This window comes from Flavobacteriales bacterium, from assembly GCA_025210295.1.
Classification (GTDB): Bacteria; Bacteroidota; Bacteroidia; order Flavobacteriales_D; family Parvicellaceae; genus S010-51.
The window spans coordinates 70,221-85,047 of the sequence record JAOASC010000028.1 but is presented as its reverse complement, the minus strand read 5'-3'; the positions used below and the strand labels follow the sequence as shown (position 1 = coordinate 85,047).

The following is a 14,827-nucleotide window of genomic DNA, read 5'->3' as shown; positions in this document are numbered from 1 at the left end:
TATTAATACGCAAAACATAAACAACTATAAAACCTCCCTTATATCCAATACTAAATGCTTATTTTCATAAGCAGCAGTATACTTCACATTCTAAATATTAACTTAACTTCGATACTTTAAAAGTGATTTAGTTGAGGAACAAAGTTTATTCGTAATAAATGCACAACAGCATTCATACAATCAACTCTAACTTTGAACTTCCACTATTTTTTATTGACAGTCCATTAGCTACATTCTTACCGGTAAGCAACATTCTTTTCCCTGAGGTTCTATCAACAGTATATCGATTAAACGCTCTCTCAGAAGTCAATTCAAACCCTAAATTCAAAAATGCCTCACCACTCCCCCAATCTTTATCTACATAGGTCATTATATGATCTGGGGAATATTCTTTGATATAATATTTCAGAAGCTTATCTAATCCCCCTACGATTACCGTTCCATTTTTAGAACAAAAGCGAATCAATTCTGAAGAACGCCCTACAGCTAAATTTCGTTGAGCTGAAAAAGTTGCTACAGCAACCAAATCATTCTTATAAAACAAGCCTATTTTATGTTTGGCCTTGGTTGTTCCATAAATATGGTTTTCCTCTAAAAAGGCATTGGCAGTAGGCTTATCAATCTTTTTTAGTTTGGTTTTTCGGGCAAAAATCCGATCACTAGCTCCCATTAATGCTTTAATCTTTGAGACAACTACCTCTGGTTTTGCAACCCACCAGTCTTGATATACCTTAAACTTATTGGAAACGACATTAGTATTATAGCTTTCATAAGGAATAAACTCAACGGTTTCATCACACTGTACTCCCAGTAAGTTTTCTAAATGATTGTAAAACTGATATGTTGATGATTTTTTTTGCATAAAAAAGCCTCTAATGGACTCATTAGAGGCGATTCTTTATCAAGGTTCTTTTTATTAATTAGCTTTAGTCACTCTAATTTTTACAAATTGGAATTGCTCATACATCAATCTATTTTTCTCAAAGTCATTTTTGTAACTAGGTCCTTGTACTTTACAGTTTTCATTAAAAACAATAGCTTCGCTTATATCAATATTTTTACTTTTAAAATAAGCTTCTATTTTCTTACGAGGAACTTCAGCTCTTCTTTTTGCCAATCTAGTATTGGTTCTAAATGTACGAGTAGGAACTTTTGAAGCACTAGCTTCTATTTCTATCACAATCTTGCTCTCCTGTTTAATAGCTTTTTCTAAATTCGCTAAAAAGGTATTAAAACGAGCTTCATTTGTGATTTCATTTTGGTTATACCCAAAAAAGCGTTCAAAATTAGCATCAGCCATTTTAAACAGCTCAATTGGAATAGTATCTAGAATCACATTTACCAACTCATTTTCTGCTTTAAATTCTGGTTGATTCTCTATAGAAATGGTATTGGCATTATTATCAAAGTCAGAAGTTATTGCAAGCACATTAGCATTGTGTTGCCCTTCTTCATTCATTATTTTTTTCAACGCTATTAATTGAATTGAATTGATATCTCTTTCTTGCTCAGGAACAACTAATTCGTTTGAAAATGCCTGATGATCTTCTGTTCCATTTACATTAAACACATATGTTTTACTATTCTCTAAAACAACTTCATATTTTCCTGTTTTAGGATCAGGAGTAATTCGAGTCACCTCTTTGTTAGTTGTTTTATCGATGATAATAATTTCTGCAGCTGCTGGTGTTTGATCATTTTCATAAACAGCCAATCCTTCAAATTTCGTTTGATAAGGTTTGTAGAAAATTTCAAAAATATCCATATCCCCTATTGAACCATTCCTATTTGATGAAATAAATCCATGGCGTTCATCATTACTAATATCAATGAAAATATCGTCTGCTAATGAATTATATGGTTCAGGCATACGAACTGGTTCAGCATTTTCGTCTGTTAAATCCAACTTAAAGAAGTCAAATCCCCCCATACTATTATGACCTTTTGATGAAAAATATAATGTTTTACCATCTCTAGAAACAAATGGCCCGTCTTCATCAAAACGCGTATTCACTTTTGCTAAATTTTTAGGCTTTGACCATTCATTTTTCTCATTTTTTCTGGCGAAATAAATATCCTTTCCTCCTTCACCTGTAGTTTCTTTATGAGCAAAATAAAGGACGTTACCATCTGGTGAAAAAGAAACACTTGGGGTATGCTTAGAACCATCATTAACCAATTCAAACTCACTTAATGTTGTCCAAGCTCCATTTTCATAACGCTGCTGAAAAATTTTATTCTCTCTGTAAATGTATAAGTCTTTCTGACTTTCATAGGCAATGTAAGAATCATGTCCATCGGTATTTTCTATATCAAAAATAAAATCATGTTCTTCATCAGATAATAACACCCAATTGCTATCTCTTCGCTTACAAAAGTATATATCTTCATAATATTTATTGTCAAAAGCAAGCTCATTTGAGACACCAGGTCTTCTTGAAGTAAATGCTAACAAATCTAATTCCTCAACATAAACAGGAGCATAATCACCATATACACTATTCAAATCACTACTCATGTCTTCAACTCGTAAGCCATTTTTCAAACGCTCTTCATGCGCTAGGGCATTTTCAACCCATTGATATTCGACTTCTATCTCTGTACGTAGTGCATTCCCATCGTCATTATCTTTTAAAAAATGCTCAAAGGTTTCAAAAGCTGCTTTTGCTTTTGTAAACTCACCTTGTTCTCTGTATGAACGCCCTAGATAATAATAAGTCTCAGCAATAGTATCTCCATCAAAAGTATCAATAGTACTATTAAAATATTCTACAGCCTTAGCTAAATCTTTTCTCGATTTATAGTAAGAGAGTCCTGTAAGAAAATGATATTCACTATTGGTATTATTCATAGCAGTCAATTCCTCATATTTAAGTATTGCCTCCTCATAATTACCCTTTTCAAAAGCGGCAGTAGCCTTTTTATAAAGTTGTTTTTCATTATCTTCTATATCTCCTAAAAAAGAAGTCAAAAGTAATAAGCTCAAAGCAAGAGTTTTCATTTTTTCTTTTTATCAATTATTTAAACAATCTATATATTAGGGCCAAGTCTATATCTTAACTGACAAATATATGTATATTTATTTGTATTTTTACCAAAAACTACTATTATTCAATTGATTACATATTTTATTTATGAATAACTTCCAGGATTTTTTATATAATTTGTATCATTTATTAGGAAATAAACTACCTGGAGAAGATGCTCACTTAAAAATGGCTCCTTATAAAAGGGCAAATGCTCAAACCATTTTAAACTCTGAGATCGAGCCTAAAATAGCTTCAGTATTGTTATTACTTCACCATAACAATCAATCCATTAACTTTACATTAATAAAACGTCCTAACTATGAGGGGACTCATGGAGGGCAAGTTTCTTTTCCTGGCGGCAAATTAGAACATCAAGAAACAATTAAAGAAGCCGCAATAAGAGAAACAGAAGAAGAAATTGGAATCCCTAAACAAGCGATTAATATTTTGGGTGAACTCACACAAGTTTATATTCCTCCTAGTAATTTCTTAATTACTCCTTTTATTGGTTTTATCGACGCTCCTCCTGTATACATTCCTGACGAAAGAGAAGTTGATTTTGTTTTTGATGTTCCTTTAAATGACCTTATGAACGAAGATAATGTCAAAACAAAAAAAATAGCAATGAACAAATATGGAAAAGAAAAACTATACATCAATGCTCCTTACTTCGAATTAAACAACCAAACAGTTTGGGGCGCTACAGCACTAGTCTTAAGTGAGTTTAAGGAATTAATTCGCTCTATTAATTAATCAAAAAACTACTCTTCTATTCCTGCAATTATTTCTTTCAATAATTGATTAAAATCTAATGGTCCATCACTTGACAACCCGAACCTTACCACCACTAAATTCTTTGAGGGGATAATAAATACGCGTTGTCCTTGATAACCATCAGCAAAATACATATCTGAAGGTACATCTGGAAACTCCTCTTTGGTATGTAGCCAAAACTGCGCTCCATAAGCCCCAACGGAATTTGCTGCGGGTGTAGCCGTATATTTAGTCCAACCTTTAGGTAATATTTGCTTCCCATTCCACATTCCCTCTTGCTCATAAAGCATTCCATATCTGCACCAATCTCTAGCTGTAGCCCATGCATAAGAAGAGCCAACAAAAAGACCTTTTGGATCGGTTTCAAGCAACATACTTTCCATTCCTATTTTGGCAAATAAAGCTCGATATGGAAACAACCAATAATCTTCTTTATTTTGGAAATGAGCTCTAATTTGACCAGACAATATATTAGAAGAACCTGATGAATATTCATAATATGTTCCTACAGGATACTCCAACGAATTGCTTGTTGCTACTTTATAAATATCATCTTGAGTATAAAGCATTTTCGTGACATCAGAAATTGAACCATAATCCTCAACCCATTCGATTCCTGTTGACATCTGTAATACATTATTTAACGTAATGTGTTTTCGCTCATCATCTTTCCATTCTGGCATAATTAGAGGCCGTTCAATATCAACCCCTTTTTCTTTGACTAAAACGCCTACCAAAGTACTCATAATACTTTTAGCCATTGACCAACCTAAAAAACGGTTCTCTTTCGAAAAGCCTTTCGCGTATCGTTCTAAAATCAATTCATTATTATGAACAATGAGCAACGCTGTTGTATTCTTTTTGGGGGTACCTTCAACCTCAGTAAAATGGTGGTCTGCTGCTGTTTTTAGCGCTTCATTAGCCATTGAAGGACTCACCTTTAATACTTCATCTTTTTCATAATAAACTAACTCTTTCTTAAAATCAAGCGCTTTAAAATTGGTTATATTTTCTTCTAGATTAACCAAAGCACACCCTACTTTTTCATTGTAATAGGCTGTACGTGGCCTGATTCCCCAAAATGAAGAAGTTACAGTTTTTGCTATTGTATCTACTGAGTTCGTTGTTAATTTAATAAACGAAAAGTTCAGTTCATTTTCCTCGGCTTGTTCTACAGTTCTTCCTGAAACAAACACACAAGAACATAAATTTTTAGAAGCATACCCATTAATAATTGGTAACCTTACATAGAGGTAATAACTTCCATACATTACCGCTAATAATAAAACTATTCCAATATATTTTAAAGCTCTCTTCATGCTTTTTTAGAACTTTTCTCTAACTCATAAAATTCAGCCCAAAGCGGATCTTTTTGTGGAGGTGCTGCATGAATAGTCAGCGATTCTTTACTTACTGGATGTACAAACGCTAATGAACGTGCTAATAAATGAATTGAACCATCTCTGTTTGTTCGATTTGCTCCATATTTTACATCACCCTTTATTGGACAACCAATATGACTTAACTGTACTCGAATTTGATGATGTCGTCCAGTTTTAGGTTTAACCTCAACATAGAAGTAGTTCTTACTTCTTCCTGCCAATCGGTAACTCAGTTCGCTTCGTTTACTTCCTCTCACTTCATGATCATAAGATCTAGAGCGATTTTTCTCTTGATTCTTTTTCAAATAATGAACCAAAACTTCCTCGTTTTGTTTCGGTAATTGCTCAACTACAGCCCAATACGTCTTTTGAACTTTACGCTCCTGAAACAATTTATTCATTCTGGTCAGTGCCTTACTTGTTCTTGCGAAAACAACGACTCCTCCAACTGGTCTATCTAAACGATGAATAATTCCTAGATACACTTCTCCAGGTTTATTGTACTTCTTTTTGATATAAGCTTTCACCTTATCAACCAAAGGTTCGTCCTCTGTTTTATCTCCCTGCACAATATCACCTGCTTTTTTACTTACTGCGATTAAGTGATTATCCTCGTATAGTACTTCTAAACTCATTTCAATTGTATCTTTATAAACTTAATACTGCTCTGATTCATTTGGAAAATCCACATTTTTCACATCTTCAATATATTTTTCAAACGATCCTTTTATTTCATCAAATAAATTGTGATACCTTCTTAAAAAACGAGGTGAAAACTCTTTGTTAATTCCCAACATATCATGCATTACCAATACTTGTCCATCTACTCCCGATCCAGCTCCAATACCAATAACTGGTATACTTACACTTTTTGCAACTTTTTCAGCTAATTTGGCTGGGACTTTCTCAACTACAATTGCAAAACATCCTGCTTCTTCAAGCATTTTAGCATCTTCCATCAAACGTTGAGCTTCTGCCTCTTCTTTAGCTCTTACCGTGTAAGTTCCAAACTTGTATATAGATTGTGGGGTTAGCCCTAAATGTCCCATAACTGGAATACCTGCTGACAATATACGGTTGATTGATTCCAAGACTTCTCTCCCCCCCTCTAACTTCACAGAGTGAGCTTCAGACTCTTTCATTATTCTAATAGCTGAACGTAACGCTTCTTTTGAATCTCCCTGATAGGTTCCAAATGGTAGATCCACAACCACTAGAGAACGTTTTACGGCTCTAATAACAGAAGAAGCATGATAAATCATTTGATCCAAGGTAATTGGCAAGGTCGTTTCATGACCTGCCATGACATTAGATGCTGAATCTCCCACCAATATAACATCCATACCTGCCTGATCAACAATGGTAGCCATTGAATAATCATAAGCTGTCAACATAGAGATTTTTTCTCCATGTTCTTTCATTTCTAATAAGGTATGGGTAGTTACTCTTTTAACTTCTTTATGAGTTGACATAATTTAGAACTTAATTACGCTTCAACAGAAGCACTAGCTGTTGGAAATTTTCTATCGACTTTCTTGAATAAACCTTGTAAAACTTTACCTGGTCCTACTTCAGTAACAGATGCTGCTCCATCTGCAATCATTTGCTGCATGGTTTGCGTCCATTTAACAGGCGCCGTTAATTGAGCGATTAAGTTTTCTTTAATAGCTTCAGGATCGTTAACTGCACTTGCTGTTACATTCTGATAAACAGGACAACTTGGTGTATTAAATGTCGTATTTTTAATCGCTTCTGCTAACTCTTCTCTAGCTGGCTCCATTAATGGAGAGTGAAAGGCACCTCCAACTGGTAATAATAACGCTCTTCTTGCTCCTTTCTCTTTTGCCACTTCACAAGCTTCATTAACAGCTTCAAATGAGCCAGAAATAACTAATTGACCTGGACAGTTATAGTTAGCAGCAACCACAACACCTTCAACAGCATTACAAATTCCTTCTACAACTTCATCGTCTAAACCTAAAATAGCAGCCATAGTCGACTTTTGCAGTTCACAAGCTTTTTGCATTGCTAACGCTCTTTTTGAGACTAATTTTAACCCATCTTCAAACTCTAAAACTCCGTTTGCAACTAAGGCAGAAAGCTCTCCTAAGGAATGACCTGCTACCATTTCTGGCTTAAAATCATCTCCTAAAACTTTTGATAATATTACAGAATGTAAAAAGATCGCTGGTTGTGTTACCTTAGTTTCTTTTAATTCTTCTGCTGTTCCCTCGAACATGATATCTGTAATTCTAAAACCTAGAATTTCGTTTGCTTTCTCAAATAATTCTTTTGCTTCTGCAGAAGCTTCGTAAAGGTCTTTTCCCATCCCTACAAACTGAGCTCCTTGACCTGGAAAAACGTATGCTTTCATCTTTTTTTATTTTTAAAATCTATCCGGGAATTTATCTCCCTTATTCATTTTATGCTCGGCAAAAATAAAACAAAAAAGCATCTGTTTGAATAAGATGCTTTTTTATTTTGTTAATGCTTACTATATATCCCTAAGCTTTAAGTTGTTTTGATTAATCTCTACCACCAAAAATACGCAGTAAGAATAAGAACAAGTTTACAAAATCTAAATATAGATTTAATGCCCCCATTACAACCATCTTCTTAGTGTCTTCTGCTCCATCTTGTACTTGGTAACTCAATTCTTTAATCTTTTGTACATCATAAGCAGTAAGCCCTGTAAAAACTAATACTCCTACTATACTGATGATATAATCTAACATTTCACTCCCCAAAAACCAGTTAACAATCATGGCTATGATTATCCCAAACAATGCCATATACAATAGAGAACCAAACTTTGTTAAATCACTCTTTGTAGTATACCCTAATAAGGCCATTGCTAAAAAGGTTGCAGCTGTAATCCCAAAAGTCACATAAACTGTTGACGCAGTATACATTAATAGAATCATACCAATACTCAGTCCCATCAAGACAGAATAGACGATAAAAACCCCTGTTAAGGCTAAAGATGATAACTTTTTATATCCAAACCCCATCAACAATACTAGCCCTAGTGGCGCAAATTGAATGACCATAATTCCTATTGAGCCAATATTCAAATAAAATTCAGACGCTATTAACCAATAAGCAGCTGCTCCTGATATGGCTAATGCTAATGTCATCATTGCAAAAACATTAGATACAAAGCTAGATGCCACGCTTCTTTCTCCGACATGGTCACTCATCATTTCTGAAAAGACACTTTCTGACTCTTCTTTTTGTTCAAAATTATTGTGTAACATAATTCAATCTTTTTTAATTTTATTCTTCTCCAAAATATTCAACAAAGTTATTCTCTGTTTCATTTAACTTTACTTTATATAACGTGGCTCCCAACGCCTTAACCGCCTCCTCTAGCTCTTCCCATATCGCAATGGTAAGATTCTCTGTACTGGCCAATTTCCCTTTCATAAAAGGAACTTCTAAATTGATGTTTTTGTGATCCAAATGATTAATTACCCGTTCATTGATGACACGGCTTACCTCTTTTAAATCAACACAATATCCTGTTTCTGGATGCGGCACTCCTTTCACAGTGACAAACAATTCATAATTATGCCCATGCCAATTTTTATTGGAACACTTTCCAAAGACTTCTTCGTTTTTCTCATCAGTCCAATTGAAATTCCACATTTGATGAGCTGCATTAAAACGCTCTCTCCTCGTTACATAAACCGTTTTCATGTGTATCTTATTGCGAATATTGTTCCTTTCTATTTTTTATGACAAAATGTCTTAGATTTCATTATTAAAGCCCCTCCTTTAATTGTAACAATGTATTTTTAACATGTTGTAAGCGCTTAACAATTTCATGTTCCTGAATTGTTTCCGCTTTGTTGGCCTTCAATTTATCCTTAGCTCCTTGAAGTTTAAAGCCTCTTTCTTTTACAAGGTGATAGATCAAGTGAAAGTTCTCTACATCTGCTTTAGTAAATAAACGATTTCCCTTTTTATTTTTTTGGGGCTTTATCACATCGAATTCTTTTTCCCAAAAACGAATCAAAGAAGTATTGACATCAAACATCTTGGCTACCTCTCCTATTGAGTAGTAAACTTTTGTTATTTCTTTGGGTTTATAAGGCATTTGCTTTATTATTCTAAGGATAAAAGTAGTTAATACATCTAACACTTCAAAATGTAGTGAAATAAACTTTTACTGAATCCCCTTTACCTACATTGACGAAGTAGGTCTAGAAGCGATTTCTATTACTTTTTCGTATTCTTCAGGAGTTAAATCATTAAAGAAATAATGGACTGGGTCTACGGGGTTTCCATTTTTTCGAACCTCATAATGCACATGCGGTCCTGTCGATACTCCTGTATTCCCAAGTAAAGCAATTACATCTCCTTTTTTAACTTTTTGACCCACTTTCACTTTATACTCATGACAATGCGCATACCTTGTTTCATATCCAAATCCATGATCGATGATTACCAACTTTCCATACCCACTCATTTCACTATCAGCACGTACTACTACTCCATCTCCTGTTGCATAAATATTTGTACCTATACTAGCTGTAAAATCTAACCCTGTATGCATTTTTAAAATCCTATGAACAGGATGCATTCGCATTCCAAAACCTGAAGCCAATCGCGTTAAATCCTTATTAGAAATAGGTTGAATTGACGGAATGCATTTTAACATTTCCTCTTTACGTTTTACAAGACTAACGACTTCATCAAATGAACGAGATTGAGCCACCAAACTTTTTTCTAATTGCTCTATTTTTTCACTCACCTTTATGATTAAATCTTCATGTCTAGTTCCCTCAATATTTTTATACTTATTAGGGTTACCTCCAGTTCCTGCAATTCTTTTGTAATCTGGGTATGGATCGGCATTAAATAACGCTCTATATATTTCTGTATCTCTTTTTTCGATATCTTCTAATACCTCTTGAGCAAAAGCAACCTTTTTATTAAACTCCTCCAATTCTAGTTTATCAATATTCAAATCTCTTTCAGCTTCTTGTCTTCCCCATCTTTTAATGGTTGAATAGGATAGTAAGATTAAGATTATTGAAAAAACAACCCCAGAAACCAAATGGAAAGAGAGCTTTTTTAGTCGGGTTCCCCACGTTACTTCAACCTCATCATAACTCAGCGTATCAGGGTTATATTTATATTTTGTTTTTGACAAAAGTTTTTTATTGTTTTTAGTTCAAACGCCCGCTAATTTACAGCAAAAACACTAAATTTGCAACCTTAAAATGCTAGAACACCTTATAGGATAAGGTTTTTAACATTTTTTACAAGACCAAAATTTAGTTAACTATATTATAATATTTCAAACTAATGAACGCTAAGCAAATTAGACAAACTTATTTAGATTTTTTTGAGAAAAAAGGACATAAAATAGTTCCATCTGCACCTATGGTGGTTAAAAACGATCCAACATTGATGTTTAACAATGCCGGGATGAACCAATTTAAAGATTTATTTTTAGGAAATTCTGCCATTAAAGACCCAAGAGTTGCTAACTCTCAAAAATGTTTACGTGTTTCTGGAAAACACAACGACTTAGAAGAAGTTGGTGTAGATACTTATCACCACACGATGTTTGAAATGCTAGGCAACTGGAGTTTTGGTGACTACTTTAAAAAAGAAGCTATTGAGTGGGCTTGGGAGTTATTGACAGATGTTTTCAAAATTGATAAAGACCGTTTGTATGTTACCATTTTTGAGGGAGATCAAGAGGATGGATTAGCCATCGACCAAGAGGCCACTGACATTTGGGCGAACATTATTGATCCTAATAGAATTATCCCTAGTAACAAAAAAGATAATTTCTGGGAAATGGGAGAAACAGGACCTTGTGGACCTTGTTCTGAAATTCATGTCGATTTAAGACCTGATAGTGAACGTGAAAAAATAGATGGTAAATCATTGGTCAATGAAGACCATCCTCAGGTTATTGAAATCTGGAACCTTGTATTTATGCAGTTTAATCGAATGGCAGACAAAAGCCTTGTGCCTTTAAAACATAAACACATTGATACAGGAATGGGGTTCGAACGTCTAGCTATGGCGTTACAAGGAAAAACAAGTAATTATGATACTGATATCTTCCAACCCATTATTCAACACCTGGAGCGTTTATCAAACTTGGTGTATCAGACGAATGACCAATTAAAAAATGGAGAAGATACTGACATTAATATAGCAATGCGCGTTGTTGCAGACCATGTGAGAACCATTGCTTTTTCGATTGCTGATGGGCAAATTCCTTCGAACAATGGTGCAGGATATGTAATTCGACGTATTTTAAGAAGAGCAGTAAGATATGGATATCAGATCCTTAACTTAAAAGAACCTTTTATCCATGAGTTAGTCCCTACTTTGGTTAAAGAAATGGGAGAAGCATTCCCTGAATTAGCCAAACAACAGGATTTAATTACTAAAGTGATTAAAGAAGAAGAAGTTTCTTTTTTAAGAACACTTGCACAAGGAATAAAACGTTTGGATAATATTTGTACTCAAATAAAAGAAAACAACAAGACAACGATAGAAGGTCCAGCTGTTTTTGAATTATATGACACATTTGGATTCCCTATCGACTTAACAAACTTGATTGCTCAAAACTATGGTTTAACAATTGACGAAGAAGGTTTTAAAGTTGAGTTAGAAAAACAAAAAAGTCGTTCAAGAAAAGCTTCAGAAACCACTTCTGGTGATTGGGTCATTTTAAAAGAAGACGACAAAGAAGAATTTATTGGTTACGACTATACTGATGGCGAAGTATACATTACTCGTTACAGAAAAACAACAAATAAAGACAAAACAATATACCAAATTGTACTCAACAACACTCCTTTCTATCCAGAAGGTGGTGGACAAGTTGGTGACAAAGGACAATTGGTTGGAGTAAACGAGACGGTAGACATTTTTGACACCAAAAAGGAGAATAACTTAATCATTCACTTTACTAAAAAAATGCCTGAGTTTCCTGAAGTTAAATTTGTTGCTCAAATCAACACTGACAAACGAAGCTTAACAACGAATAATCACTCTGCAACTCACCTATTACACGAAGCACTTAGGAATGTATTGGGAACACATGTTGAACAAAAAGGGTCTTTGGTAAACGATCAATATTTACGCTTTGATTTTTCTCACTTTGGAAAAGTAACTAACGAAGAACTTATTCAAATTGAAGCCTTAGTAAATGATAAAATTCGCCAAGCTATTCCTTTAAATGAATTTAGAAACATTCCTATTGCAAAAGCTGAAGAGATGGGAGCAATGATGTTGTTTGGAGAAAAATACGGAGATACTGTACGTGTAATCCAGTTTGATAGTTCTATCGAATTGTGTGGAGGTATACATGTACAAAACACTGCTAAAATTGGCCAATTTAAAATCGTTAGCGAAAGTTCAACAGCGGCTGGAATCAGAAGAATAGAAGCCATTACATCTATTACTGCCGACAAATTTGTTCAAGATCAATTGGACACCATTACAGCAATTAAAGTAGCTTTAAAAAACCCAAAGAATATTGCTAAAGCTATCACCGACTTACAAGCGCAAAACAATGCATTAGCTAAAGAAATAGAAGCGCTTAAAGCAGAGAAAGCTAAAGGTGTTAAAAAAGATTTAATCAATGCAATTGAAAATAAAAATGGAGTTAACTTTCTAGCTCAGCTAGTAGATATCGACTCTAAATCGATCAAGGATTTAGCATTTCAATTAAAAGGCGAGGTAGAAAACCTATTTATGGTATTGGGAAGCAATGCCAACGATAAAACAACGATCTCTGTGGCTGTATCGGACAGTCTGATTAAAGATAAAGACTTACATGCTGGAAACATTGTAAGGGAATTAGCTAAGGAGATTAACGGTGGAGGTGGCGGACAACCATCTTTTGCTACTGCTGGTGGAAAGAACCCTAACGGATTAGAAAGTGCACTGAAGAAAGCTGAAAATTATTTAGCTTAAGGTTTTATTGGTAACACTAATGATATGATTTTAAGCTCCTCTTGATGAGGGGCTTTTTTTATTTTTGCTTTTTGATTGACAAAGGAACTTCAGGAAGTGGTCTATGTTGGCCCTCTATTTGAACATTAAAAGACAAGATCAACTTTAAAGAACCTAATTCAACCTTGTTGTCCTAATTATGCTATTTCTTCTTCAATAACCTCAGTAAAGGTCAATGCTAAATCAAATGATGAGCTCGACTTAAAATATTAATCTTATATTTGCACACACAATTCTAATAGTGGTTCACATTAATTTCAAAGAGCTACTTTATTTAAACAAAATATATGTCATTTAAATCATTAGGGTTATCCGACGCTATAGTTGATGCTGTCGCTAAAAAAGGATATACTAAACCCTCTACCATACAAGAAAAAGCAATTCCCGAAGTTTTAAAGGGGAAAGATATTCTAGCTTCAGCACAAACTGGAACAGGAAAAACAGCTGGCTTTACACTACCAATTTTGGAGTTACTTTCAAAACAACCACACTCCAAAGGAAAACGAAAAATTCGAGCTTTAATCTTAACTCCTACACGTGAATTAGCTGCTCAAATATTAGACAACATTAAAGATTACAGTGCTAATATTAACTTAAAATCTACTGTTATTTTTGGAGGAGTTAATCAAAATCCACAAAAAAGAGCATTAAATGCTGGTATTGACATACTCGTTGCTACTCCAGGTCGTTTATTAGATTTAGAACAACAAAAAGCCTTATCATTAAAACATATCGACTTATTGGTTTTAGATGAAGCTGACCGAATGTTGGACATGGGGTTTATCAGGGACATCAAAAAAATAATTACATTACTTCCTAAAAAGCGACAAAACCTTTTATTCTCTGCTACTTTCTCTAAAGAAATTAAAAAGCTAGCTAACGAATTTTTAATCAACCCTACACTTGTAGAAGCAACACCTGAGAACACAACTGTAGAAAAAATAAAACAACGCGTTATTCGTGTTGACAGAACTAGAAAAACAGACTTACTCATCAAATTGGTTAAAGAGGGTAATTGGAGCCAAGTATTGGTCTTCACCCGAACAAAGCATGGAGCCAATCGTTTAAGTCAAAAAATGGAGAAAAAAGGTATTACTTCTGCCGCCATTCATGGGAACAAAACTCAAGGAGCTAGAACTAGGGCCTTAAAAGGATTTAAAGAGAATACTATACGTGTTTTAGTTGCTACAGACATTGCAGCTAGGGGGTTAGACATTCCTCTTTTACCGCATGTTGTAAATTTTGAATTACCCAACATTCCTGAAGATTACGTACATCGTATAGGTAGAACAGGAAGAGCTGGAGCTAATGGTGAAGCCTTATCTTTGGTTTGTATTGATGAAAACGCTTATTTAAAGAACATTGAACGTTTAATCGACCTTTCCATTGACAGCAGTATGGTTAAAGGCTTTGAAGTTGATCCAACGATCAAAGCTGAAGCCCCTAATCCACAAAGAAGAAACCAACGTTCTGGTAAAGGTCGAAATTTTAAACCTCGCAATAAAAATTCAAAGCACCAAAAGAAAAAAGAACAAAAGAACGGAAATAGCATTTCAAAATTTAACAACAAGGGAACTGCTAAACCAAGAAGAAAACAATAAGCAAACTAATGAAAATAAAAAGCCTCACTTGTACACAAGTGAGGCTTTT

13 protein-coding genes are annotated in these 14,827 nt (G+C 34.3%); 3 read left to right on the top strand and 10 right to left on the bottom strand.

The window, feature by feature from the left end:
• Window positions 1-172 precede the first annotated feature (172 nt).
• On the bottom strand, window positions 173-862 hold the full coding sequence (locus tag N4A35_08610) for a hypothetical protein (protein ID MCT4581463.1): 690 nt from the start codon (window positions 860-862) through the stop codon (window positions 173-175).
• Window positions 863-916: 54 nt separating this feature from the next.
• A complete protein-coding gene (locus tag N4A35_08605; protein MCT4581462.1) occupies window positions 917-3,001 on the bottom strand; it encodes a tetratricopeptide repeat protein in 2,085 nt (694 codons plus the stop codon).
• A 133-nt stretch (window positions 3,002-3,134) separates the two neighbouring features.
• On the opposite strand from N4A35_08605, the gene N4A35_08600 reads away from it, so the two are divergent.
• Window positions 3,135-3,782 carry a CoA pyrophosphatase gene (locus tag N4A35_08600; protein ID MCT4581461.1) on the top strand — a complete coding sequence of 216 codons (648 nt, stop codon included), beginning with the start codon at window positions 3,135-3,137 and terminating at the stop codon, window positions 3,780-3,782.
• A gap of 8 nt (window positions 3,783-3,790) precedes the next feature.
• Here N4A35_08600 and N4A35_08595 read toward each other — a convergent pair whose 3' ends face one another.
• From N4A35_08595 to N4A35_08560, 8 genes are all read right to left on the bottom strand, one after another.
• Window positions 3,791-5,122, bottom strand: coding sequence for a beta-lactamase family protein (locus N4A35_08595; protein MCT4581460.1), 1,332 nt, complete (start codon window positions 5,120-5,122; stop codon window positions 3,791-3,793).
• Entirely contained in the window at window positions 5,119-5,820 is a 702-nt protein-coding gene (locus N4A35_08590) for an RluA family pseudouridine synthase (protein ID MCT4581459.1), read from the bottom strand. Before N4A35_08590 ends, N4A35_08595 begins: the two co-directional genes overlap by 4 nt.
• Window positions 5,821-5,841: 21 nt before the next feature.
• Window positions 5,842-6,657, bottom strand: a complete 816-nt coding sequence (gene panB / locus N4A35_08585) for a 3-methyl-2-oxobutanoate hydroxymethyltransferase (GenBank protein ID MCT4581458.1) — start codon at window positions 6,655-6,657, stop codon at window positions 5,842-5,844.
• Window positions 6,658-6,671: 14 nt separating this feature from the next.
• The gene (gene fabD / locus N4A35_08580; protein MCT4581457.1) at window positions 6,672-7,559 is read right to left on the bottom strand and encodes an ACP S-malonyltransferase; all 888 of its coding nucleotides are present in this window, start codon (window positions 7,557-7,559) and stop codon (window positions 6,672-6,674) included.
• A 151-nt stretch (window positions 7,560-7,710) separates the two neighbouring features.
• Window positions 7,711-8,442 (bottom strand): Bax inhibitor-1/YccA family protein, encoded by a 732-nt coding sequence (locus tag N4A35_08575; protein MCT4581456.1) that lies wholly within the window; start codon window positions 8,440-8,442, stop codon window positions 7,711-7,713.
• 19 nt (window positions 8,443-8,461) lie between these two features.
• Complete coding sequence (locus N4A35_08570) at window positions 8,462-8,884, bottom strand: 6-carboxytetrahydropterin synthase (GenBank protein MCT4581455.1); 423 nt, start codon at window positions 8,882-8,884, stop codon at window positions 8,462-8,464.
• A gap of 64 nt (window positions 8,885-8,948) precedes the next feature.
• Entirely contained in the window at window positions 8,949-9,284 is a 336-nt protein-coding gene (locus N4A35_08565) for a MerR family transcriptional regulator (GenBank protein MCT4581454.1), read from the bottom strand.
• Between the two features lie 87 nt (window positions 9,285-9,371).
• Window positions 9,372-10,343 (bottom strand): M23 family metallopeptidase, encoded by a 972-nt coding sequence (locus tag N4A35_08560; protein MCT4581453.1) that lies wholly within the window; start codon window positions 10,341-10,343, stop codon window positions 9,372-9,374.
• A 155-nt stretch (window positions 10,344-10,498) separates the two neighbouring features.
• On the opposite strand from N4A35_08560, the gene alaS reads away from it, so the two are divergent.
• On the top strand, window positions 10,499-13,138 hold the full coding sequence (alaS, locus tag N4A35_08555) for an alanine--tRNA ligase (GenBank protein ID MCT4581452.1): 2,640 nt from the start codon (window positions 10,499-10,501) through the stop codon (window positions 13,136-13,138).
• 326 nt (window positions 13,139-13,464) lie between these two features.
• Complete coding sequence (locus N4A35_08550; protein MCT4581451.1) at window positions 13,465-14,778, top strand: DEAD/DEAH box helicase; 1,314 nt, start codon at window positions 13,465-13,467, stop codon at window positions 14,776-14,778.
• Window positions 14,779-14,827: the final 49 nt, after the last annotated feature.